This window comes from Imperialibacter sp., assembly GCF_048007035.1.
Classification (GTDB): domain Bacteria; phylum Bacteroidota; class Bacteroidia; order Cytophagales; family Cyclobacteriaceae; genus Imperialibacter.
On record NZ_CP180355.1, the window covers coordinates 1,134,017 to 1,154,371 of the forward strand.

Below are 20,355 nucleotides of genomic sequence, written 5' to 3' on the forward strand. Positions count from 1 at the left end.
TCCCCAACGTAAGCCAAAAGCCCGCTGGCAGCATTTAGGAGCCGTGTTTCTAGTATTATTTGATGACAAAATTAGATATAACCAATAGGGTGTGGCTAGCACAATACCGCCAATTGTGTTAACATTTCCGACATAGGGTATAACAAAACCGACAAAACGTGGTAGTTCCTAAGCTGATAATCAGCGGCTTAGTAGTAAAAGATCGGAGGGGCTTGATCCAAACTCTTTTTTGAAACATTTAGAGAAATAGGACGGATTGGCAAAGCCTGTTTTAAAAGCGGCTTCTGCAATCCCAAACTCACTACCCATGAGCAGTTCCTTCGCACGGTGCAACCGCACAGAGGTAATCAGCTGATTGGGCGACTTATTGGTGACCGCCTTCAGCTTGCGCTGGAGTTGGCGCTCGCTGATGCCAATCTCCCGGCAAAGCATTTCCACGCCAAAAAGCTCGTTCTCCAAATGAGTATCGATACTCTGCAGCACGTTTTCCAGGAAGGAATCATTTCGCAACACCTTCTTTGGAGAAATTTGTCCCGCTTTATCATCGGCTCTGAGTGGATCGGTTACACTGAACAGCAAAAACGACTCGCCCGAAAGCGTTTCGTACACCGCCTTATACTGCGTAAAACTCACACCCGCCCCCGACAGCAGGCTTTTTACAGTTTGTGTGACAAGGATCTGATTGGGTTTCGCCAGTTGAAGCATGACATCGACAAAAGCCTCGGTTTCGCCACTGATGAAGTGAGCCTCATCTACGGCCCCTTCTCTGATGTGAATACCAATGGCGAGCTGGGCAGGCATGCTTCGAATGGCATCCACCAGATCGATGCTGCAATGAACGGCCTTGCTTGGCCCTTCAAATATAGCGATGAATGTCTGGCCGTTGTATTGAATCACCTTCCCCCGATATTGTTCCACAAATTGGCGGATGAGCACCTCAGGATTGGCATCAACATTTTCCAACGAGATAATACGAGCGGCAACTATAGTGAAAAGCTGCTCCTGATAGTTTCTGATGGGATTCACCCCTAAGATAAAAGCCCTCATCGTTTCCAGCACCTCTTTGGTATTGCCCACCCAAAAAAGATGATCTCTTCCGGTAAACTCCACGAACTTGGCTCCCTGAATACGCTCGGCAATGAACCGCCCTTCCTCAATTTTCACATCAATGTCGTGGGTGCGCTGCATGAGTAACGTCGGCACTTTGATGGTGCCCAGAATGTCAATAATATCTACCTCCGTATTCATTTTGGTGAGCACCATGGCGGCACTGGGGCTAGCCCCTGAACGAAAGTAGCTGGCCAGCCAATCCATGAAAACCTTGTCATTGGCTTTGGAGGGAGCGAGCGATTCAAGCCCCATATCCCCACTGCCCCAATTGTTTTCTATCATGTCATACACCACCTGGCGCTCCTCGTCGGTAGGTGCCCAGGGATAGTCAGGGGCGTAGCGGCGTTTGGCAAACACGCCAAAAGTAATGAGTGAAATTGTCCGGTTGGGGTAGGTAGCAGCAAAGAGTGCCGACACGGAGCCGCCCTCTGAATGTCCAAACAAAACGGCTTTTTGTGACCCAACGGCGTCCATAACCGCACGAATGTCGTCCATCCTCTCTTCCAGTGTGGAAAGCTCCACCACACGGTCCGACAGCCCTGTGCCTCTTTTGTCAAACAAAATGACCCTGGCGATTTTGCCCAGTTCCTGCAGAAAGTCCACCAGCTCAGGGCAGGCCCACATCCAGTCAATGTTGGATACCCATCCAGGAATATAAACCAGGTCGATGGAACCTGAGCCAAAGACCTGGTAGGCTATATTGATACGGCCGCTTTTTGTATACTGAGTAGCTGGCTTCATAGCAAATGATGCTGTCTGGTATTTAAGTATACAATTATAGCACAAATACCACCAAGGACAGAGCGTCGCATTTCTTGTTTAAAGCCATAATGAGTAAGTCAGAAGCACCCAAACATGACCCATAATTACCTACTGGCCAGTTATCGACGCAAAAAGGGCAGGTTAAATACTAACCTGCCCTGGAGTCTGGTGGTGAAAAAAATACAGAGAAATAGTTAAAAAAATAATTCGATCCACCCACAGGATGGGCTCTTTCTTTAAATAGCTTGTTGCGTTTTTGTGGGTACAAAGGTAGTGGGCAGGCAGAGGAGGCAACTACAAAAAATCCGGCAAATCCATTCACTTTTCCGACAACGGTGTAGCAAAAAGCCGACGTATTGGAAAATTTCCGACACTAACAACTTAAAGAATAAGTAAGGCCAACCTTTCAGAAGGAGTTGATCAGAAACAAAGCGACATACTCAGGGTGAATGTGAATAAGCTGCGAAGCGGAAAACAGAACTCTGTCGTCTTTGCACCTACCTCAATTGTCTTCGTTGGCAGTATGCCTCATTTATCACTTAATCAACAGCACCCTGGGATTGATCGGATACAGCCATTCGACGCCTCTGGCAGTAATGATTGCATCATCTTCCAGCGCCACCCGCAGCTTCTTGCCACCCCACTCGGGCACTTTGGTGTAGGCAAAAAACTCAATCGACAGCAAATTGGAAGGCTTGATCTCATACCCCAACTGCACCGGATTGAAAAAAGCAATGGACGGCCCGATGCCATGACCCCAGTTGCCTACCGAATGGCAACCAATGATTACATCCGTTTTATCAAGCTCGGTAGGTTTGTTGAACCCAGCCATCTTATTAAAACCAGCTTTGGTCAGCGCTTCGTAAACAGCATCTTCAGCTTTTTGTGCTGTCACCCCGGGCTTGATCGTTTTCTTTACTACATCCCGCACTTTCACGGCCTGGTCGAAGGCGTTTTGGATGCCCGGAGGCACAGCGGTTTCTCCCTCTTTCAACACATATGCCATCCGCTTCATGTCCGTATACATGTTCATGAGCCCCACACCCCAGTCGATGAAAAGTACGTCGCCTCGCTGAATGATGCGGTCGGTGGAAGTGGCGGCAATCCCCTCAGGGCCGGTGACATACACTGAAGGCATGCCAAACGATGACTCCAGGTTGTTTTTGAAAAGCTGCTCCTTCATCCACCAGGCCACGTCTTCCAGCGTCGTTACGCCTGGAGTGATTACCTCGTTCGACAGGGCCCTTTCTGCAAGGGTGTACGACAGTTCACCGGCCTCACCATAAATCGCTATTTCGCTGGCCACCCGCCTCGACCTGAAGTCGGACGCCAGCTTCTCCGCCGACACAAACCGCTGCTCGTACTTCTTGCCGAGCACTTCCGCCAGCTCCAGGTAGCCAGAATGGCTGAGGCCATCGGCACCACCAATATTCTTTGACATATTGAGGCCAATCCTTTTAGGGTCACGGGCCTCCACAAATGCCTTGAGTTCACTGGCTGACCCGAAGTAATCGTAGGCGCCACCTTCTTCCAGCAGATAGCCGTCGATACCCAGCACGGATCGCTCGATACGGTCGCCCCCATGATCGGTGAAAATGTAGTAGCCCACACTGCCGACGTAGCCTTCTCCCATATCAGGATACAGCGGATCAAAATTCCCCTCCCGGTTCATGATGATCCACATGTCGATATTGTTCTCCCGCATGGCTTCTGGCAGCACGAGGTCAAACTTATCGTTCCGCACCTGGTTCATTTTGCGCCAGCGGCGCATGGCTTCCTGGCTGAAAGAGCTGGTGCTGATAAGCAGCATGAAGAAGGCGAGCAGTATTCTCATGGTTGACGTTTGGTTACAAGAGAATGCTAATTAGGAATTTCCTGGTTTGTGTGCTAGAAGGAAGTGATGTGTGGGTGGAATAATAGTTTGGTGTCCAGCAAACGAAGAAATCTGGCTGGGGGGGAATGGGTAGCAGGGAGAGGAGGAAAGCCATCCCGTTTGTTTAATATACGAAAAACAGGCTGCAAAGGGTATGCTCTTAGCAACTCATAGAAAAAACCGATATTGTAGGTAATTTCAACAGCTCACAACGCAATTTTACCATGATCAAACTCATACCTACACTTTCGTTGCTTGCTTTCATTGCCCTATTCAGCTGCCAAAGCCCATCCGAAAAACAAGACTGGCAGATTCTTTTCAATGGAGAAGACCTCACTGGCTGGGACACCTACCTGGGCCAGGAATGGACACAAGTCAATGATTCTACTTTTCGGCCAGCCGGTGCATCAGTGGGCCTGAACAAAGATCCCAAAGGAATCTTCAGCGTGGCAAAAGTTGATCAGCAAAGCACCATTCGTATTTCAGGCGAGCAATGGGGTGGCATTTCGACCACCAGCGAATTCAGCAACTATCACCTGAAGCTACAGTTCAAATGGGGACAGGTCAGACACCGCCCCAAGGACAATAGCAAAAGAGACAGCGGCTTGCTGTACCACGCCGTAGGGGCGCATGGGGCTGATGGAGGCTTCTGGATGCGCTCGCAAGAGTTTCAGGTGCAGGAAGGTGACACTGGCGACTACTGGGGTGTGGCTGGCGGCGTGATGGACGTGCCTACCCGCCAGGAGGGCGACAACTATATTTATGATGCCGCTGCCTCCATGCGGGTCTTTAGCGAAAAAAGTGATGTCGGCCGCCATGCCACCAAGTTTCCTGATGCTGAAAAACCAACCGGTGAATGGAATACGCTGGAATTAATTTGCTTCGGTGACACTGCTATCCATATCGTGAATGGCCAGGTGGTGATGGCGCTGTACAACTCCCGCCAGCTGACCGAAACTGGCGAACAGCCACTGAAGAAAGGAAAGATTCAGCTGCAATCGGAAGGCGCAGAGCTGTTTTACAAAGACATCATGATCAAGCCGATTAGCGAGGTGCCTGAAGGGGTCTTGTGAAAAATTAAAGAGGTTACTATCTACGCTCATGCATATAATAACCTCTTTAATTGTTAGCACGTCAATCGTCCTCGTTTGCAACGAGGACGGGCGGGATTTGCGTTTCTAACGCACAAAACAATGGTCTTTTTTACTTGGTTTTATGCACTACAAGTGCATGTCTCACACACCCTCGTTTCAAACGAGGGAGATTAAAGAGGTTACTCTCTCCGCCTATGCATATAGTAACCTCTTTAATTATTTGATATACCGAAAGTCATGCCCCGCAGGAAGCTGCACAAGAAAATCGTGCATGAGCTTGATCACGTTTTCCACGTCGTCTTTGTGGGCGGTTTCTACCGTTGTGTGCATGTACTTCAGCGGCAAAGAAATAAGTGCCGAGGCCACACCTTCCGCCGAATAAGCAAAAGCATCGGTGTCAGTACCTGTCGCTCTGCTGGCTGAGGCCCGCTGGAAGGCAATCTTGTTTTTATCTGCCACATCAATCACCATCTTCAGCAGGTTGTTCTGCACGGCCGGCCCATAAGTCAACACTGGTCCCTTGCCCGCTTTCAGATCGCCCTGCTGCTTTTTGTCGTACATGGGTGCATGGGTGTCGTGGCACACGTCGGTAATGATAGCTACATCTGGCTTGATGCGCCTGGAAATCATTTCAGCCCCTCTTAATCCTATTTCTTCCTGCACTGCGTTCACCACATAAAGACCAAATGGCAGCTTCACCTTCGACTCCGCAATTCTTCTGGTAGTTTCGGCGATCATGAAACCACCCACTCTGTTGTCGAGCGCTCTTCCGCACAGGTAATGCTCGCCAAGCTCGATCAGCTCATCTTCGAACGTCATCACGCTGCCTACATGCACACCTGCCTTTTCCACTTCGTCTTTGGAGGTCGCTCCGATGTCCACAAAGATGTTCTTCAGCGTAGGGCTCTCTTCCTTGGCTGAGTCTCTTACGTGTATGGCCGGCCAGCCAAACACTCCTTTTACAATCCCTTTGTCGGTATGGATGTTGACCCTTTTGGAAGGTGCAATCTGGTGGTCAGAACCACCATTTCTTCTCACATAGATATAGCCATCATCGGTAATATAGTTCACAAACCAGGCGATCTCATCAGCATGCGCCTCAATCACCACCTTGTAAGGCGCATCGGGATTGATCACACCCACCACTGTTCCGTAGGTATCGGAAATGTAGGTATCAATATAAGGCTTCATGTACTCCAGCCATATATGCTGGCCCGACGACTCAAAACCAGTCGGTGATGCATTATTTAAGTATTTGAATAGAAAATCTCTGCTCTTCTTGTCCATTGTCAATTGCTTATCTCTTGTTCTTTTTATTTAATTCCAGTCGGCATCAATGCATGCTAAAGCGGAATATTGCCGTGTTTCTTTCTTGGAAGCGTGTCTACTTTGTTCTTCAGCATCTCAAAAGCCTTCATCACCTTCGCACGGGTGTTGTGAGGCATGATCACTTCATCGATATAACCCCTTGCCGCTGCCTCGTAAGGGTTGGCAAACCTGTTGGTGTATTCCGCCACTTTCTCGTCGAGTTTGGCAGCTGGATCAGCTGCTTTGGCTATTTCACCTTTGAAAATAATCTCGGCAGCTCCCTTCGCTCCCATCACGGCTATTTCAGCAGTCGGCCAGGCAAAGTTCATGTCGGCGCCAATATGCTTGCTGTTCATTACGTCATAGGCACCACCATAGGCTTTCCGAGTGATGACCGTCACTCGTGGCACCGTTGCCTCCGAAAACGCATACAGCAGCTTGGCTCCATGGTTAATAATGCCATGCCACTCCTGGTCAGTGCCTGGCAAAAAGCCCGGAACGTCCACCAACACCAGCAGTGGGATATTGAAGCAGTCACAAAACCGCACAAACCTGGCAGCCTTAGTAGAGGAGTTAATGTCGAGCACGCCCGCCAGCGACGCCGGTTGGTTGCCAACGATGCCAATGCTTCTCCCTCCTATCCTTGCAAACCCAACAATAATGTTTTCCGCATAGTTTTTATGCACCTCCATAAAGCTCTCCTCGTCGGCTATTTCAGCCACCACCTCACGCATGTCGTAAGGCTGGTTAGGGTTGTCGGGGAGAATCTTATCCAGTGCCGGCCTCTTCTCATCGGACAAATGGTAGCTGACAGCGGGAGCCTCATCCTCACAGTTTTGCGGCATGTACGACAAAAGCTGTTTGATATTGTTGATGCACTCTACCTCGTTGGCACAGGAGAAATGTGTCACGCCACTTTTGGTCGAATGGGTGCTTGCGCCGCCCAGCTCTTCGGAGGTCACGTCTTCCTGAGTCACCGTTTTCACCACGTTAGGCCCGGTCACAAACATGTAGGAAGTGTCCTCCACCATCAGAATGAAGTCCGTGATAGCTGGTGAATACACCGCCCCTCCAGCACATGGGCCCATTACCGCAGAAATCTGTGGTACCACGCCAGAAGCCCGGGTGTTTCGGTAGAAAATATCCGCATAACCTGCGAGCGACACCACGCCTTCCTGTATCCTGGCACCGCCTGAGTCGTTGAGCCCGATCACGGGTGCACCATTCTTCATGGCCAAATCCATGATCTTCACAATCTTCTCAGCGAACGTCTCAGAAAGCGAACCGCCAAACACGGTAAAATCCTGACTGAACACGTACACCATACGGCCATTTACATTGCCATAACCTGTGACAACGCCATCACCCAGGTATTTCTCTTTGTCAAGCCCAAAATCCGACGACCGATGAACCACCAGCTTGCCAATTTCTTCGAAGGTGCCTTCGTCCATCAGGAGCTCAATCCGTTCCCGGGCTGTGAGCTTTCCCTTTTCGTGCTGCTTAGCTATTCTGGTTTCGCCTCCACCCAGCAGCGCCTGCTCATTCAGCTCTTTAAGTCTCTCATACTTTTCATCAATGGTCGGCAAATGAATTTTGGGCTGTGGTTGTTTCATTACATGAAGGTTAATTGCCAAAGATATTGTGGAATACACTAAAAACGAACTCAAATGAACGGTATATACCTCGGCGGTTAAATTTTGACGGTGTATGCTTAGTGGTATGATAAAGTGTTATCTTGCGCCAATTTTTAGCACAGCTGAGGGACTAAATCATGAAAGTCGGAATCATTGACATGGGTACGAACACTTTTCACCTGCTCGTTGCAGAAGTGAGAGATCATGATTTCACCATCCTTTTTAAAGAGAAGCTGCTGGTAAGAATTGGCGAAGGCGGCATTTCACACGGTCTGATTACGGAAGAAGCCACGCAAAGGGCGCTGAAAGCATTGGAAAGATTCAACGAAGTGCTGAAGGCTGAAAAAGTAGATGAGGTCTTTGCCACGGCCACGAGTGCCATCCGAAATGCAAAAAACGGTGTAGAGTTTGCTGGCAGGGTTCAGCGTGAATTGGGCATCGAAGTCCGGATTATCTCAGGCGATGAAGAAGCCGAAACCATTTACTACGGTGTAAAAAAGGCTATTCCTATGACAGATGAGCCTGTGCTCATCATGGACATTGGCGGTGGCAGCATTGAGTTCATTATTGGCAACCAGTCAGAGATCTTCTGGAAGCGAAGCTTTGAAATTGGCGGGCAGCGCCTCATTGACCAGTTCCACAGCCACGACCCCATTCTGCCAGAAGAGGTCATCAGACTTCAGAGTTACCTGGCCATGAACCTCGAACCGCTCTTCGAAGCATGCCAAACATACAAACCACAAACTCTCGTGGGCTCGTCAGGCACCTTCGATACATTGAGCGACATTTACATGCTCGACAACAAAATAGAAAAGAACCCACTCGGCACCGAATTTCCCTTTACGTTGGATGCCTTCGAGGGTATTTATGAGAAGATGATTTCTTTCAACCGGCAGGAAAGAATGGAAGTGCCAGGTATGATTGAAATGCGTGTCGACATGATTGTGGTAGCCAGCATCCTCATTCACTTTGTCAACCAAAAGCTCGACATCAAAAACATCCGGGTTTCTGCCTATGCTTTGAAAGAAGGCGTCCTCTTAAAGACCATTCATTCGCTCTACAAAAAGAAGGTTTAACCCCTTAGAAATTTCTTGGTCAAATATTCTGTTTCTGATTGGGTAGCACCTCTTCTATCTCTATTTTTACCCCTCAGAAATCGGACCTCATGTTTACATATCAGCATTTACTTTCCTTCACAGAAAACATACTTCTTGCCATCGGGCATTCTAAGAAAGACGCCACCCTCGGCGCCAAAGTACTCCTCAGTGCCGACCTCAGAGGAGTTGACTCCCATGGTGTAGCCCGTCTTTCAGGCTATGTGAGGCTCTGGGAAGCGAAAAGAGTCAATGCCAAACCAAACATCAGGATTGTGCACGAAACACCTTCAACAGCAGTTGTGGACGGTGACGGCGGCCTGGGTTTGGTAGTGGCACCCTATGCCATGAAAGTGGCTATTGAAAAAGCAGAGAAAGTTGGCACCGGCTGGGTTTCGGTGAAAGGATCCAACCATTTTGGCATTGCCGGCTACCACAGCATGATGGCACTGGAAAAAGACATGATTGGCATTTCAATGACCAATGCCAGCCCGCTGGTGGCCCCAACATTTAGCACTACCAGGCTGCTGGGCACCAACCCAATTTCGGTGGCCATTCCCGCCAAAACACAACCTCCATTTGTTGCCGACATGGCCACTACCACCGCTGCCAATGGCAAGCTGGAAATTCTGCAAAGAAAGAACCTTGAGGCTCCTCTTGGATGGGTGCAGGAAAAAGACGGAACCCCCACCACTAATGCCAATGGTGTAAAAGACGGTGGTGCGCTGCTTCCGCTTGGCGGCGACAGGGAACACGGCTCGCACAAGGGCTACTCGCTGGGTGCCATCGTCGATATCTTCTCGGCTGTGCTGTCGGGTGCCAACTACGGCCCCTGGGTGCCTCCGTTTGTGGCCTTCCTCTCCCCTCCTGCCGATCCTGTTGGCGAAGGCATCGGGCACTTCTTTGGCGCCATGCGGGTGGATGCTTTCCGTCCGGCTGACGAGTTCAAGGAGCACATGGACAACTGGATCAGCACGTTCAGAAAAGCTGAAACAGTCAAAGGGCAAGACAGGGTGCTGATACCAGGCGACCCGGAAAGAGAAATGGAAAAGGAAAGAATGGAAAGCGGTATCCCGCTGCTGCCTCCAGTAGAGAAAGATTTAAGAGAGCTCGGCGAGAAACTTGGAGTGGCCTTTTAGAAGGTAAAGCCTACCCTTAATACTATCGGGCTGTTGTAGGGAGATCGGATGTCGTCGTACAGCAGATTATATAGTGCGCTGATCATAAAGCCGCCGCCACTTCTACCTATTGGTTGAAAAAGCCCACCACCTGCAAACAAACCAGGCACCCACTGCCTTACGACGTCGTCATTGGCATTGTAAAACTGTAGGTTGAGGTTTTCAAATTCACCGTGTACAAAGAACTGGCGACCAATATTCCTTCTTACAAAAGTACGCCATCCATAGTTTGAATAAGATGCATTATAGTACTTGAAGTTGATGTACTGGTAGGTAACACCAAGGCCTGCTGAAAGCTTCGGCGTAATCATATAGCCTGCCAGCGGAGAAAGGTCGACAAACGTGACAGAGCCGAACTGAGCTCCAAAGTTGCCGCCGAGGTATACCCTGTCAAAGAAACTGCTGTTCTCCTGATCGTATTCCTTTTGGGCAAACGATGAAAACGAAATGAAAAATAGAATGAAAGCTGCTACTAATGATTTCATACGGTAAACAACGTTGTATTTCGTAATAACATCTGTCTACTCTTCCGCCACTATGATGTATAAGTCCTCGGTGGGCTTTTTCATCATGTAGCGCTCTCTGGCAAACTTCTCGAGCAGGTCGCTATCGCTAAGTAGCTCGTGCCGGTCTTGCCTTACTTCTTCAATTTTCTCCAGATAATACTCCTTCTGAGCCTCCAGATCACTCAACTTCCGGCTTAGGCGCAGTTGCGTAAAAACATCGTTGGAGTCCAGGAAAAGCATCCAGATAAGGAAAAAGAAGGTGAAGAGGAAATAGAAGTTCCTCGTGTAGGGGGGCAGATTCTTGAAAAACCTCGAAATCATACTGGAAATGTAGTCTATTTCCCAAAAATAAAAAAATCCCGGCAACATGCGAAGCGCACGACAGCCGGGATTTTACGTAATGGTCTTAATTATTTTTTAACAGGAAAATAAGCTGTTTCTCCCAATTCCTCTTCGATTCTAAGCAACTGATTGTACTTAGCCATCCTGTCGGAACGTGAAAGAGAACCAGTCTTGATCTGCCCGGCATTGGTAGCCACGGCAATATCAGCGATGGTAGCATCTTCCGTTTCACCTGAGCGGTGAGAAATAACAGCCGTCCAGCCAGCTTTGTGTGCCATTTCAATAGCAGCAAGCGTCTCGGTCAAAGAACCGATTTGGTTTACTTTGATAAGAATGGAGTTGCCACACTTCTCGTTGATCGCTCTTTCAAGGAACTTCACGTTGGTCACCAAAAGGTCGTCACCAACTATCTGGCACTTGTGTCCGATTTTCTCGGTCAAAAGTCTCCAGCCTTCCCAGTCGTTTTCAGCACAACCGTCTTCTATGCTGTCAACAGGATATTTCTCTACAAGCTCTGCCAGGTATTCAACCTGCTCGGCGGTTGTTCTTACCTTGCCAGTGTCTCCTTCAAATTTCTTGTAGTTGTATTTGCCGTCTTCGTAAAACTCAGAAGCAGCGCAGTCAAACGCAATCATTACGTCTTTTCCAGCTTTGTATCCTGCCTTCTCAATTGCTTTCAAAATATCAGCAAGACCTTCTTCTGTTCCCCCTGAAAGGTTGGGAGCAAACCCACCTTCGTCTCCTACGGCAGTGCTCAATCCTTTGTCGTGAAGAATCTTCTTAAGGGCATGGAAAATCTCAGCACCCATTCTCAGCGCATCGCTATAAGTAGGGGCACCTACAGGACGAATCATAAATTCCTGAAATGCGATGGGCGCATCTGAGTGAGAACCACCATTGATGATGTTCATCATTGGCACAGGCAACGTGCTTGCGTTAGGTCCGCCAAGGTATCTGAACAGAGACTGTCCTGACTCTTGTGCTGCTGCCTTAGCGACTGCCAGAGAAACACCAAGAATGGCGTTAGCACCAAGTTTGCCTTTGTTCGGCGTGCCATCAAGCTCAATCATTATCTTATCGATAAGCTTCTGGTCGAAAACACTAAGACCAATCAGTTCGCCGGCTATTTTCTCGTTCACGTTTTCAACAGCCTTAAGCACACCTTTTCCAAGGTATTTCGACTTATCACCGTCTCTAAGCTCAACAGCTTCGTGTGTGCCTGTAGAAGCACCAGAGGGCACGGCCGCTCTGCCCATAATTCCATTTTCAGTGTAGACATCTACCTCAATGGTAGGATTGCCCCTGGAGTCAAGAATCTGCCTTGCGTGAATTCCTTCAATTAAACTCATTATGTTTTTAGTTTAGATGTTCAACGAACTGATCAAATAAATACCTGGAATCGTGCGGCCCCGGAGAAGCTTCCGGATGGTACTGCACGGAAAATACTTTCTTGCCTTTCAATCTCATGCCAGCCACCGAGCTGTCGTTCAGATGAATATGCGTTAACTCAACCGCATCAGCGCTTTTGAGAGCATCCATACTCACTGCAAACCCATGGTTTTGCGACGTAATCTCGCTTTTCCCTGACACCAGGTTCTTCACCGGGTGATTGAGCCCTCTGTGGCCATGGTGCATCTTAAAGGTGCTGATACCACAAGCAAGCGCTAAAATCTGATGACCAAGACATATACCGAACAACGGTTTGTCCGCTGCAAGAATTTCTTTTACTGTGGTAACAGCGTAGTCCATCACTGAAGGGTCGCCAGGGCCGTTTGAAATGAAGTACCCTGTTGGCTTCCATGCCTCCATTTCTTTGAAGGTGGTTTGCGCCGGAAACACTTTACAATATATGCCTCGGGCTGCCATGTTCTTGAGAATCGATTGCTTAATACCAAGATCAAGCACCGCCACTTTCATTTTGTTGTTTTCGTCACCGTAGGTATATGCCTCCTTTGTGGTCACTTTAGAAGACAGCTCAAGCTTGTCCATTGACGGCACCTGCTTAAGCTTAGCCATCAATTCCGCTTTGTCAAAAATCTCGGAAGAGATAATTGCGTTCATGGCTCCTTTGCTCCTTATGTGCCTTACGAGGCTCCGGCTATCAAGCCCAGAAATACCGACTGTGTTGTGTTTGATAAAATAGTCGTTGAGGCTCGAATCAGCCGTTTTGCGGCTAAACAACTTCGAAAACTCATTCACCACAACTCCGCTGATTTTAGGTGTCGCCGACTCCTGCTCATCCGCATTCACTCCATAATTACCGATGTGAGACGTTGTGTTCACTACAATCTGGCCGAAGTATGACGGATCAGTATAAATCTCCTGATAGCCGGTCATGCCAGTGTTAAAGCAAATCTCTCCTCCGCTCGTTCCAATTTTACCGATGGCATCGCCTTCGTACAAGGTTCCATCTTCCAGAAGTAAAACAGCACGTGGATTCGGTGTATATTTCATGAGTATGCAGCGTTTACCTTTATATAACTAATGTGATATATTTGAAAGCCTACCAGCATTCAAAACTAATTAGCCAGCTTGAGAATAGAGGCGAATAAGCAGGCACAAAAATAGAAAGAATTTTCTAAGACCCACCGCTTCAAAACAAAAAAGGGTTGACAAAAGCCAACCCTTTCAATTGAAATATTCTATTTTCTGATTATTTCTTCTCCTCTTCAGCTGAGTCGTCAGCGCTAGTCTCATCAGTACCTTCTTCAGGTGCTTCCGCAGCCGCATCTTCAGTAGTTTCAGCAGCAACTTCTTCAACAGCCGCTTCGGCTACCGGAGCCTCCTCCACAACTACTGCATCTGTAGCAGACGATTTAGCATCATCAGCACCAGCAGCAGCCTTGCTACGACGTGTTCTCTTAGCCTTAGGCTTCGCAGTTGCTTCTCCAATCAGCAATTCATTGAAGTCAACAAGCTCCATCATACAGATTTCTGCGTTGTCACCAAGTCTGCTACCCAAACGGATAATCCTTGTGTAGCCACCTGGGCGGCTCGCAGTTTTTTCAGCCACAGGGCCAAACAGCTCCTGTACAGAATACTTGTTTTGCAGATAAGAGAAAACAATTCTTCTGTTGTGAGTAGAATCGTCTTTTGTCTTGGTGATCAATGGCTCAACATACTTTCTAAGTGCTTTAGCCTTAGCTACAGTAGTTGTTATGCGCTTATGAAGTATCAGCGAAGACGCCATGTTAGAAAGGAGCGCCTTTCTATGGCTTGCTGTCCTACCTAAGTGATTTATTTTTTTACCGTGTCTCATGATAAATTAATCCTCCTCTAATTTGTACTTACCCAGGTCCATACCGAAAGTAAGCCCTTTCTCCTGTACAAGTTGTTCCAACTCAGCAAGCGACTTCTTACCGAAGTTTCTGAATTTCATCATGTCAGAAATTTCAAGTCTTACAAGGTCTCCCAATGACTTAACATCAGCAGCCTTCAGACAGTTGTAAGCTCTAACAGAAAGATCCAGGTCGTTCAGTGCTGTCTTCAAAAGCTTGCGCATGTGAAGAAGCTCCTCATCAACAGCATCTGGCTCCTTAGCATCGGCTGTTTCAAGCACCATGCTCTGGTCAGAAAACAACATGAAATGTTGGATAAGTATGTTTGCTGCTCCCTTAAGAGCTGCCTCAGGGTGAATAGAACCGTCAGTTTCTATGTCAAGAATCAACTGCTCATAGTCAGTCTTTTGCTCAACCCTGGTATTCTCTACGCTATATTTTACGTTCTTAATAGGAGTAAAAACAGAGTCAATCGGAATGTATCCGAAAACCTGATCGCCAGAAGGTTTATTCTCATCAGCGGCCACGTAGCCTCTACCCTTTTCGATTGTAACTTCTATCTCGAATTGTGCACTCTGATCAAGGTTACAGATAACCAACTCAGGGTTCAATACTTCAAATGAAGAAGTGAACTTGCCGATGTCGCCAGCTGTAAACTTAGCTTGCTTCGAAATAGAGACAGTGACTTTATTGTCTACCATGTCAGCAATCTTCTTGAACCTAACCATTTTGAGGTTCAGAATGATTTCTGTTACGTCTTCCATAACTCCCTCAATTGTAGAGAATTCATGCAAAACACCTGGTATTTTTATTGCTGTAATTGCATAGCCTTCAAGAGAGGAAAGAAGTATTCTTCTCAGTGCGTTACCAATGGTAACTCCGTATCCTTTCTCGAGCGGTTTAAAGGTGAAAAGCCCATGAAAATCATCGGCCTTTTCCATAACCACTTTCTCGGGCATTTGAAATGCTAGTATTGACATAGCAATAGAAAGTGTTTAATTGATAAAATTATTTTGAATACAATTCGACGATAAGCTGCTCCTTGATGTTTTCAGGAACTTCATCTCTCGATGGAGCTTGAATAAACTTACCAGTCATTTGTGAACCGTCCCACTCTAGCCAGCCAAATTTATTGGAAGAACGTGCTGCAAGACTCTCCGTGATAGCCAATAACGACTTAGATTTTTCACGAACGCCTACAGTATCTCCAGCTGAAAGAGAATAACTTGGGATATTTACTACTTCACCATTTACAGTGATATGCTTGTGAAGGACTAACTGACGTGCTCCTCTTCTTGTTGGAGCAATACCCAAACGGTAAACAGTGTTGTCCAGCCTGCTTTCAAGAAGCTTCAACAGGTTCTCACCAGTGATGCCATCCTTGCGTTGAGCAGTATTGAATGTCTTAGCAAATTGTCTCTCCAACAATCCGTAGAGGTACTTAGCCTTCTGCTTTTCCAATAGCTGGATCGCATATTCAGACTGCTTACGACGACGGCTTCTGCCGTGCTGTCCCGGAGGATAAGCCTTCTTCTGAAGGGCTTTGCCACCACCCAAAACGGGCTCTCCAAATTTTCTCGAAATCTTGGTTTTTGGACCAGTATATCTTGCCATTTCTTTCTACAGTCTTTAATTAAACTCTACGTCTTTTAGGCGGGCGACATCCGTTGTGAGGAAGCGGGGTCACATCTTTAATCACAGTGACTTCGATGCCAGCATTTTGAATAGTCCTGATAGCAGACTCTCTGCCTGATCCAGGGCCTTTCACAAATACCTCCACCTTGCGGAGTCCTTGATCATATGCCTTAGCTGCACAGTCTTGTGCTGCTACTTGTGCTGCGTATGGAGTGTTCTTCTTCGAACCCCTGAAGCCCATCTTACCTGCTGAAGCCCAAGAAATAACTTGTCCGTTATTATTGGTCATCGCAATGATGATGTTGTTGAATGAAGCCCTTATATGTGCTTGCCCAACTGCTTCAACAGCTACAACACGCTTTTTCGCCTTGTCTTTTCTCTTCTGAGCCATTGCTAAAAGTTATTATTTAGTAGCCTTCTTCTTGTTAGCCACTGTTTTCCTCTTACCTTTTCTAGTACGGCTATTGTTTTTGGTACGCTGACCTCTAACAGGTAACCCTTTTCTGTGACGTAGTCCTCTGTAACATCCAATATCAAGTAAACGCTTGATGCTCAGTTGAATTTCAGATTTCAGTACACCCTCAACCTTAATATTCTCAGTGATGATCAAACGAACTGCGTTCGCTTCCTCCTCGGTCCACTCCGACACTTTTTTGTCCCAGTTGATCCCAGCCTCAGCAAGTATTTTCTGAGCCGTTCTACGACCAATTCCGAAGATGTAGGTCAAACCTATCTCTCCTCTTTTATTATCGGGAATATCAACTCCAGCTATACGAGCCATAATTAACCTTGTCTTTGTTTAAACCTTGGATTCTTCTTATTGATAACGTACACCTTACCATTACGGCGGATTATCTTGCAGTCTACGCTACGTTTCTTTACAGATGCCTTTACTTTCATGACTACTTATTTATATCTGTATACTATTCTCCCTTTTGTCAAATCATAGGGCGACATTTCCATTTTCACTTTATCGCCTGGCAAAATCTTGATGTAATTCATCCTCATTTTACCTGAAATGTGGGCTACTACCTGGTGCCCATTCTCTAACTCCACTCTGAACATCGCATTGGATAGTGCTTCTACTATCGTACCGTCCTGTTCTATAGATGATTGTTTCGCCATATTATAAATTACGCTACAGCTACGTTTTGAGATCTGCCTTTTAATCTACCCGACTTCATCATACCTTCATAGTGTCTCATAAGAAGGTAGCTTTCTATTTGCTGTAAAGTATCTAAAATAACCCCCACCATGATCAACAGCGACGTTCCCCCATAGAACTGTGAAAACTCACGTGTGACGCCTGCCATACTCGCAAATGCCGGCATGATAGCCACCAATGCAAGGAACAAAGATCCTGGCAGCGTAATTCTTGTAAGCACTCCATCTATAAATTCAGAAGTTGCCTTTCCTGGCTTAATGCCTGGTATAAAACCTCCGTTTCTCTTCATATCATCACCAATCTGATTAGGGTTGATGGTAATGGCTGTATAAAAGAAGGTGAAAATTATAATTAACGATGCAAACAATGCATTGTATTGCCACGACTGAAAGTCCGAAAACGTAGTCCCTATGTATTGAGCAATATCACTACTGTCGGCCCAAATACTTGCAATAAGTGCGGGGAGGAACATAAGCGACTGAGCGAAAATGATCGGCATTACACCAGCTGCATTCACTTTTAGTGGAATGTACTGACGCTGACCGCCATATACCTTATTACCCACTACCTGCTTCGCATACTGCACTGGTATTCTTCTAACGGCCTGTGTCAACATAACAACCGCCATTACTACAAAGAACAATGCAACAATCTCAAGCACAAGGATAAGCCCCTGACTCATGCCTCTCGACAGAGATTCAGCAATGATTGCTGCGGGGAACCTCGACACGATGCCTATCATGATAAGCATTGAAATTCCATTACCGATACCCTTATCAGTAATTTTCTCACCTAACCACATACAGAAAATGGTGCCGGCTGTAAGAATTACAATTGAGCTACCTGTAAAGAACGTCCTGTTGGCCATCACAATAGCTTCTGCAGGGATAGTGGCAGTTAAATACCCGATTCCCTGAGCCAGCGTAATAAATATGGTCAATACTCTTGTATACTGATTAATCTTCTTTCTGCCGCTATCACCTTCCTTTTGCAGTCTCTGGAAATAAGGGACAGCCACAGTCAACAGCTGTAATACGATAGAAGCTGAAATGTATGGCATAATGCCCAACCCAAATATGGAGGCATTACTGAAGGCACCACCTAAGAAAGTATCAAGCAGACCAAATATCCCCTGGGCTTCGCCAGCAAGTTTAGATGGATCGATACCTGGAAGAACTATATAAGATCCCAATCTAAAGATCAGCAGAAATCCAACCGTGTTCAAAATTCGAATACGGAGATCCTCTATGCTAAAGATATTCCTTATGGTGCTAATAAATCGCTTCATTCTATTAAAGTACGGTTACCTTACCACCTGCCTTTTCAATTGCTTCCTGAGCAACTTTTGAAAAAGAACTTGCAGATACATCTACTTTTGCTTTCAACTCACCTCTGCCCAATACCTTAACAGTATCGTTCTTAGAAGCCAATCCATGCTCAATAAGCGTGTCAAGAGTCACCTCTTTTACTTTGTAGGTGTCTACAAGCGTCTGAAGCACGTCAAGATTGATTGGTTTTGAAACAATCTTGTTTCTATTCTTGAAACCAAATTTTGGCACACGGCGCTGAAGTGGCATTTGACCACCCTCAAATCCTTTTTTCTTGCTATAGCCAGACCTGGATTGAGCACCTTTGTGACCACGAGTGGAAGTACCGCCCATTCCTGAGCCCTGACCTCTTCCTATTCTCTTTCTACTCTGGGTAGACCCCTTTGCAGGTTTTAGTGTACTTAAGTCCATAATCTTAAAGAGCTTTAACTTCAACTAAATGAGTAACCTTAGCAATCATTCCTGCGATTTGAGGAGTAAGTTCCTTTTCTACAGAACGATTTATTTTTGCAAGGCCCAAAGCCTTAATTGTCGCCTTTTGAACTGCAGGACGACCTATTGTGCTTCTTATCTGTGTAATCTGAACTTTTGCCATCAGAATTATCCTTTGTAAACTTTTTCTAGTTCGACACCTCTTTGGTCAGCCACGGTGAACGCATCACGCATTTTTGTCAGAGCGTCAAAAGTTGCTTTTACCACGTTGTGTGGGTTTGACGAGCCTTTTGACTTAGCCAAACAATCGTGAACGCCTGCACTCTCCAATACCGCACGCATCGCACCACCGGCAATTACACCTGTACCAGGTGCAGCTGGCTTAATCAAAACCCTGCCGCCGCTGAACTTACCGTTCGATTCGTGTGGAAGCGTTCCTTTCAATATCGGAACCTTAACAAGGTTCTTTTTAGCATCGTCGATACCTTTAGTGATTGCATCGGTTACTTCATTGGCTTTACCCAATCCGTAGCCTACTACTCCATTGCCATCACCTACTACTACGATAGCTGAAAAGCTAAAACGACGTCCACCCTTCACTACTTTCGCTACCCTGTTAATGGCAACTACTCGTTCTTTAAGATCTATTTCGGACGCTTTTACCGATTTTACGTTTGACTGTGTCATGTTCAATTAGAATTTAAGACCACCTTCTCTGGCTCCTTCAGCAAGTGCTTTTACACGCCCGTGGTATGGGTAACCACCACGATCAAAAACACAAGTTGCCAAGCCACTTTCCTTAGCCTTTTCAGCAATTTTCTTCCCAACCAATTTAGAAACATCATTGTTGATCTTTCCCTTCTGACCCACATCTTCCGAAGAAGATGCTGCGAGTGTGTGACCACTCAAATCGTCAATTAGTTGAGCATATATTCCCTTGTTGCTTTTGAAAACCGAAAGCCTGGGTCTGTCAGAAGTTCCGCTAATCTTGTTACGGATTCCTCTTTTTATTCTTAATCTTCTGTCTCCTTTACTGGTGGCCATCTTAATTATTTTTTAGCAGCAGTTTTACCAGCTTTTCTACGAACTTGCTCTCCAACAAAGCGAACACCTTTACCTTTGTAAGGCTCTACTTTTCTTAGTGATCTGATCTTGGCAGCAACTTGTCCAATAAGCTGTTTATCGATACTTTCTAGACTTATCGTTGGATTCTTACCTTTTGGAGTTTCAGTGTTCAACTTAACTTCATCAGGCAGAGCCAAAAATATATTGTGAGAGTAGCCAAGGTTTAATTCAAGAACGTTTCCCTGATGTGAGGCTTTGTAACCTACACCTACCAGCTCAAGTTCCGCTTTGTAACCATTACTTACTCCCTCAACCATATTAGCGATCAAAGACCTGTACAAACCGTGCATAGCTTTATGACGCTTTTGTTCAGTTGGTCTTTCAACAACCAATTCTGATCCCTCCAATTTAACCTGGATGTCAGGATCTATATCTTGTGTTAACTGGCCTTTGGGTCCTTTAACCGTAACAATAGTTTTATCTATTGAGATGGTTACTCCGGCAGGTACAGTTACTGGTTTCTTTCCTATTCTTGACATGACATCAATATC

Annotated in this window: 24 protein-coding genes; 3 read left to right on the plus strand and 21 right to left on the minus strand. The window is 46.5% G+C overall.

Annotation, left to right across the window (positions count from 1 at the left end):
* Positions 1 to 180: 180 nt before the first annotated feature.
* Both ACMVP2_RS05060 and ACMVP2_RS05065 read right to left on the minus strand, forming a co-directional pair.
* Entirely contained in the window at positions 181 to 1,851 is a 1,671-nt protein-coding gene (locus ACMVP2_RS05060) for an alpha/beta fold hydrolase (RefSeq protein WP_416866959.1), read from the minus strand.
* 556 nt (positions 1,852 to 2,407) lie between these two features.
* The gene (locus ACMVP2_RS05065; protein WP_416866960.1) at positions 2,408 to 3,706 is read right to left on the minus strand and encodes a M24 family metallopeptidase; all 1,299 of its coding nucleotides are present in this window, start codon (positions 3,704 to 3,706) and stop codon (positions 2,408 to 2,410) included.
* Positions 3,707 to 3,969: 263 nt separating this feature from the next.
* Between ACMVP2_RS05065 and ACMVP2_RS05070 the strand changes: the two genes are divergently transcribed.
* Positions 3,970 to 4,818, plus strand: coding sequence for a 3-keto-disaccharide hydrolase (locus ACMVP2_RS05070; RefSeq protein ID WP_416866961.1), 849 nt, complete (start codon positions 3,970 to 3,972; stop codon positions 4,816 to 4,818).
* A 237-nt stretch (positions 4,819 to 5,055) separates the two neighbouring features.
* Here ACMVP2_RS05070 and ACMVP2_RS05075 read toward each other — a convergent pair whose 3' ends face one another.
* Positions 5,056 to 6,126 carry a M42 family metallopeptidase gene (locus ACMVP2_RS05075; RefSeq protein ID WP_317487952.1) on the minus strand — a complete coding sequence of 357 codons (1,071 nt, stop codon included), beginning with the start codon at positions 6,124 to 6,126 and terminating at the stop codon, positions 5,056 to 5,058.
* Between the two features lie 56 nt (positions 6,127 to 6,182).
* On the minus strand, positions 6,183 to 7,760 hold the full coding sequence (locus ACMVP2_RS05080; RefSeq protein ID WP_416866962.1) for an acyl-CoA carboxylase subunit beta: 1,578 nt from the start codon (positions 7,758 to 7,760) through the stop codon (positions 6,183 to 6,185).
* Between the two features lie 158 nt (positions 7,761 to 7,918).
* Here ACMVP2_RS05080 and ACMVP2_RS05085 point away from each other — a divergent pair, with 158 nt between their 5' ends.
* Together ACMVP2_RS05085 and ACMVP2_RS05090 are read left to right on the plus strand one after the other, a co-directional pair.
* Positions 7,919 to 8,857: an exopolyphosphatase gene (locus tag ACMVP2_RS05085; protein ID WP_416866963.1), complete on the plus strand. Its 939-nt coding sequence runs from the start codon at positions 7,919 to 7,921 to the stop codon at positions 8,855 to 8,857.
* Between the two features lie 89 nt (positions 8,858 to 8,946).
* On the plus strand, positions 8,947 to 10,014 hold the full coding sequence (locus ACMVP2_RS05090) for an Ldh family oxidoreductase (protein WP_416866964.1): 1,068 nt from the start codon (positions 8,947 to 8,949) through the stop codon (positions 10,012 to 10,014).
* Here ACMVP2_RS05090 and ACMVP2_RS05095 read toward each other — a convergent pair.
* The 17 genes from ACMVP2_RS05095 to rplF form a co-directional block, all read right to left on the minus strand.
* Complete coding sequence (locus ACMVP2_RS05095) at positions 10,011 to 10,538, minus strand: hypothetical protein (protein ID WP_339787052.1); 528 nt, start codon at positions 10,536 to 10,538, stop codon at positions 10,011 to 10,013. The two genes, ACMVP2_RS05090 and ACMVP2_RS05095, sit on opposite strands and share 4 nt — an antisense overlap.
* Before the next feature lie 36 nt (positions 10,539 to 10,574).
* Positions 10,575 to 10,880 (minus strand): FtsB family cell division protein, encoded by a 306-nt coding sequence (locus ACMVP2_RS05100; RefSeq protein WP_151997971.1) that lies wholly within the window; start codon positions 10,878 to 10,880, stop codon positions 10,575 to 10,577.
* An 89-nt stretch (positions 10,881 to 10,969) separates the two neighbouring features.
* Positions 10,970 to 12,250: a phosphopyruvate hydratase gene (eno, locus tag ACMVP2_RS05105; RefSeq protein ID WP_151997970.1), complete on the minus strand. Its 1,281-nt coding sequence runs from the start codon at positions 12,248 to 12,250 to the stop codon at positions 10,970 to 10,972.
* Between the two features lie 7 nt (positions 12,251 to 12,257).
* On the minus strand, positions 12,258 to 13,355 hold the full coding sequence (gene carA, locus ACMVP2_RS05110) for a glutamine-hydrolyzing carbamoyl-phosphate synthase small subunit (RefSeq protein ID WP_339787058.1): 1,098 nt from the start codon (positions 13,353 to 13,355) through the stop codon (positions 12,258 to 12,260).
* A 199-nt stretch (positions 13,356 to 13,554) separates the two neighbouring features.
* The gene (gene rplQ / locus ACMVP2_RS05115) at positions 13,555 to 14,160 is read right to left on the minus strand and encodes a 50S ribosomal protein L17 (RefSeq protein WP_339787061.1); all 606 of its coding nucleotides are present in this window, start codon (positions 14,158 to 14,160) and stop codon (positions 13,555 to 13,557) included.
* 6 nt (positions 14,161 to 14,166) lie between these two features.
* A complete protein-coding gene (locus ACMVP2_RS05120; protein WP_317487960.1) occupies positions 14,167 to 15,159 on the minus strand; it encodes a DNA-directed RNA polymerase subunit alpha in 993 nt (330 codons plus the stop codon).
* A gap of 28 nt (positions 15,160 to 15,187) precedes the next feature.
* Positions 15,188 to 15,793, minus strand: coding sequence for a 30S ribosomal protein S4 (gene rpsD, locus ACMVP2_RS05125; protein ID WP_151997966.1), 606 nt, complete (start codon positions 15,791 to 15,793; stop codon positions 15,188 to 15,190).
* Positions 15,794 to 15,812: 19 nt separating this feature from the next.
* The gene (gene rpsK, locus ACMVP2_RS05130) at positions 15,813 to 16,205 is read right to left on the minus strand and encodes a 30S ribosomal protein S11 (RefSeq protein ID WP_151997965.1); all 393 of its coding nucleotides are present in this window, start codon (positions 16,203 to 16,205) and stop codon (positions 15,813 to 15,815) included.
* Between the two features lie 12 nt (positions 16,206 to 16,217).
* Positions 16,218 to 16,595 carry a 30S ribosomal protein S13 gene (gene rpsM, locus ACMVP2_RS05135; RefSeq protein ID WP_151997964.1) on the minus strand — a complete coding sequence of 126 codons (378 nt, stop codon included), beginning with the start codon at positions 16,593 to 16,595 and terminating at the stop codon, positions 16,218 to 16,220.
* 2 nt (positions 16,596 to 16,597) lie between these two features.
* Entirely contained in the window at positions 16,598 to 16,714 is a 117-nt protein-coding gene (rpmJ, locus tag ACMVP2_RS05140) for a 50S ribosomal protein L36 (RefSeq protein ID WP_151997963.1), read from the minus strand.
* Between the two features lie 6 nt (positions 16,715 to 16,720).
* Entirely contained in the window at positions 16,721 to 16,939 is a 219-nt protein-coding gene (infA, locus tag ACMVP2_RS05145) for a translation initiation factor IF-1 (protein ID WP_151997962.1), read from the minus strand.
* Positions 16,940 to 16,947: 8 nt separating this feature from the next.
* Positions 16,948 to 18,267 (minus strand): preprotein translocase subunit SecY, encoded by a 1,320-nt coding sequence (secY, locus tag ACMVP2_RS05150; RefSeq protein WP_339787070.1) that lies wholly within the window; start codon positions 18,265 to 18,267, stop codon positions 16,948 to 16,950.
* A 4-nt stretch (positions 18,268 to 18,271) separates the two neighbouring features.
* On the minus strand, positions 18,272 to 18,718 hold the full coding sequence (rplO, locus tag ACMVP2_RS05155) for a 50S ribosomal protein L15 (protein WP_339787072.1): 447 nt from the start codon (positions 18,716 to 18,718) through the stop codon (positions 18,272 to 18,274).
* A 4-nt stretch (positions 18,719 to 18,722) separates the two neighbouring features.
* Entirely contained in the window at positions 18,723 to 18,902 is a 180-nt protein-coding gene (rpmD, locus tag ACMVP2_RS05160; protein ID WP_151997959.1) for a 50S ribosomal protein L30, read from the minus strand.
* A 5-nt stretch (positions 18,903 to 18,907) separates the two neighbouring features.
* Positions 18,908 to 19,426, minus strand: coding sequence for a 30S ribosomal protein S5 (rpsE, locus tag ACMVP2_RS05165; protein ID WP_151997958.1), 519 nt, complete (start codon positions 19,424 to 19,426; stop codon positions 18,908 to 18,910).
* Positions 19,427 to 19,432: 6 nt separating this feature from the next.
* A complete protein-coding gene (gene rplR / locus ACMVP2_RS05170; RefSeq protein WP_151997957.1) occupies positions 19,433 to 19,783 on the minus strand; it encodes a 50S ribosomal protein L18 in 351 nt (116 codons plus the stop codon).
* 5 nt (positions 19,784 to 19,788) lie between these two features.
* On the minus strand, positions 19,789 to 20,343 hold the full coding sequence (gene rplF, locus ACMVP2_RS05175; protein ID WP_339787074.1) for a 50S ribosomal protein L6: 555 nt from the start codon (positions 20,341 to 20,343) through the stop codon (positions 19,789 to 19,791).
* Between the last annotated feature and the right edge of the window lie 12 nt (positions 20,344 to 20,355).

Coding starts and splice junctions, on each gene's coding strand:
- ACMVP2_RS05065 (WP_416866960.1), bottom strand. CDS start 3,706: ATGAGAATACTGCTCGCCTTCTTCATGCTGCTTATCAGCACCAGCTCT.
- rplO (WP_339787072.1), bottom strand. CDS start 18,718: ATGGACTTAAGTACACTAAAACCTGCAAAGGGGTCTACCCAGAGTAGA.
- ACMVP2_RS05120 (WP_317487960.1), bottom strand. CDS start 15,159: ATGTCAATACTAGCATTTCAAATGCCCGAGAAAGTGGTTATGGAAAAG.
- secY (WP_339787070.1), bottom strand. CDS start 18,267: ATGAAGCGATTTATTAGCACCATAAGGAATATCTTTAGCATAGAGGAT.
- ACMVP2_RS05060 (WP_416866959.1), bottom strand. CDS start 1,851: ATGAAGCCAGCTACTCAGTATACAAAAAGCGGCCGTATCAATATAGCC.
- ACMVP2_RS05080 (WP_416866962.1), bottom strand. CDS start 7,760: ATGAAACAACCACAGCCCAAAATTCATTTGCCGACCATTGATGAAAAG.
- rpsE (WP_151997958.1), bottom strand. CDS start 19,426: ATGACACAGTCAAACGTAAAATCGGTAAAAGCGTCCGAAATAGATCTT.
- rplR (WP_151997957.1), bottom strand. CDS start 19,783: ATGGCCACCAGTAAAGGAGACAGAAGATTAAGAATAAAAAGAGGAATC.
- ACMVP2_RS05100 (WP_151997971.1), bottom strand. CDS start 10,880: ATGATTTCGAGGTTTTTCAAGAATCTGCCCCCCTACACGAGGAACTTC.
- rpmD (WP_151997959.1), bottom strand. CDS start 18,902: ATGGCAAAAGTTCAGATTACACAGATAAGAAGCACAATAGGTCGTCCT.
- ACMVP2_RS05095 (WP_339787052.1), bottom strand. CDS start 10,538: ATGAAATCATTAGTAGCAGCTTTCATTCTATTTTTCATTTCGTTTTCA.
- ACMVP2_RS05085 (WP_416866963.1), top strand. CDS start 7,919: ATGAAAGTCGGAATCATTGACATGGGTACGAACACTTTTCACCTGCTC.
- ACMVP2_RS05070 (WP_416866961.1), top strand. CDS start 3,970: ATGATCAAACTCATACCTACACTTTCGTTGCTTGCTTTCATTGCCCTA.
- rpsD (WP_151997966.1), bottom strand. CDS start 15,793: ATGGCAAGATATACTGGTCCAAAAACCAAGATTTCGAGAAAATTTGGA.
- ACMVP2_RS05075 (WP_317487952.1), bottom strand. CDS start 6,126: ATGGACAAGAAGAGCAGAGATTTTCTATTCAAATACTTAAATAATGCA.
- rpmJ (WP_151997963.1), bottom strand. CDS start 16,714: ATGAAAGTAAAGGCATCTGTAAAGAAACGTAGCGTAGACTGCAAGATA.
- rpsK (WP_151997965.1), bottom strand. CDS start 16,205: ATGGCTCAGAAGAGAAAAGACAAGGCGAAAAAGCGTGTTGTAGCTGTT.
- carA (WP_339787058.1), bottom strand. CDS start 13,355: ATGAAATATACACCGAATCCACGTGCTGTTTTACTTCTGGAAGATGGA.
- rplF (WP_339787074.1), bottom strand. CDS start 20,343: ATGTCAAGAATAGGAAAGAAACCAGTAACTGTACCTGCCGGAGTAACC.
- eno (WP_151997970.1), bottom strand. CDS start 12,250: ATGAGTTTAATTGAAGGAATTCACGCAAGGCAGATTCTTGACTCCAGG.
- rpsM (WP_151997964.1), bottom strand. CDS start 16,595: ATGGCTCGTATAGCTGGAGTTGATATTCCCGATAATAAAAGAGGAGAG.
- rplQ (WP_339787061.1), bottom strand. CDS start 14,160: ATGAGACACGGTAAAAAAATAAATCACTTAGGTAGGACAGCAAGCCAT.
- infA (WP_151997962.1), bottom strand. CDS start 16,939: ATGGCGAAACAATCATCTATAGAACAGGACGGTACGATAGTAGAAGCA.
- ACMVP2_RS05090 (WP_416866964.1), top strand. CDS start 8,947: ATGTTTACATATCAGCATTTACTTTCCTTCACAGAAAACATACTTCTT.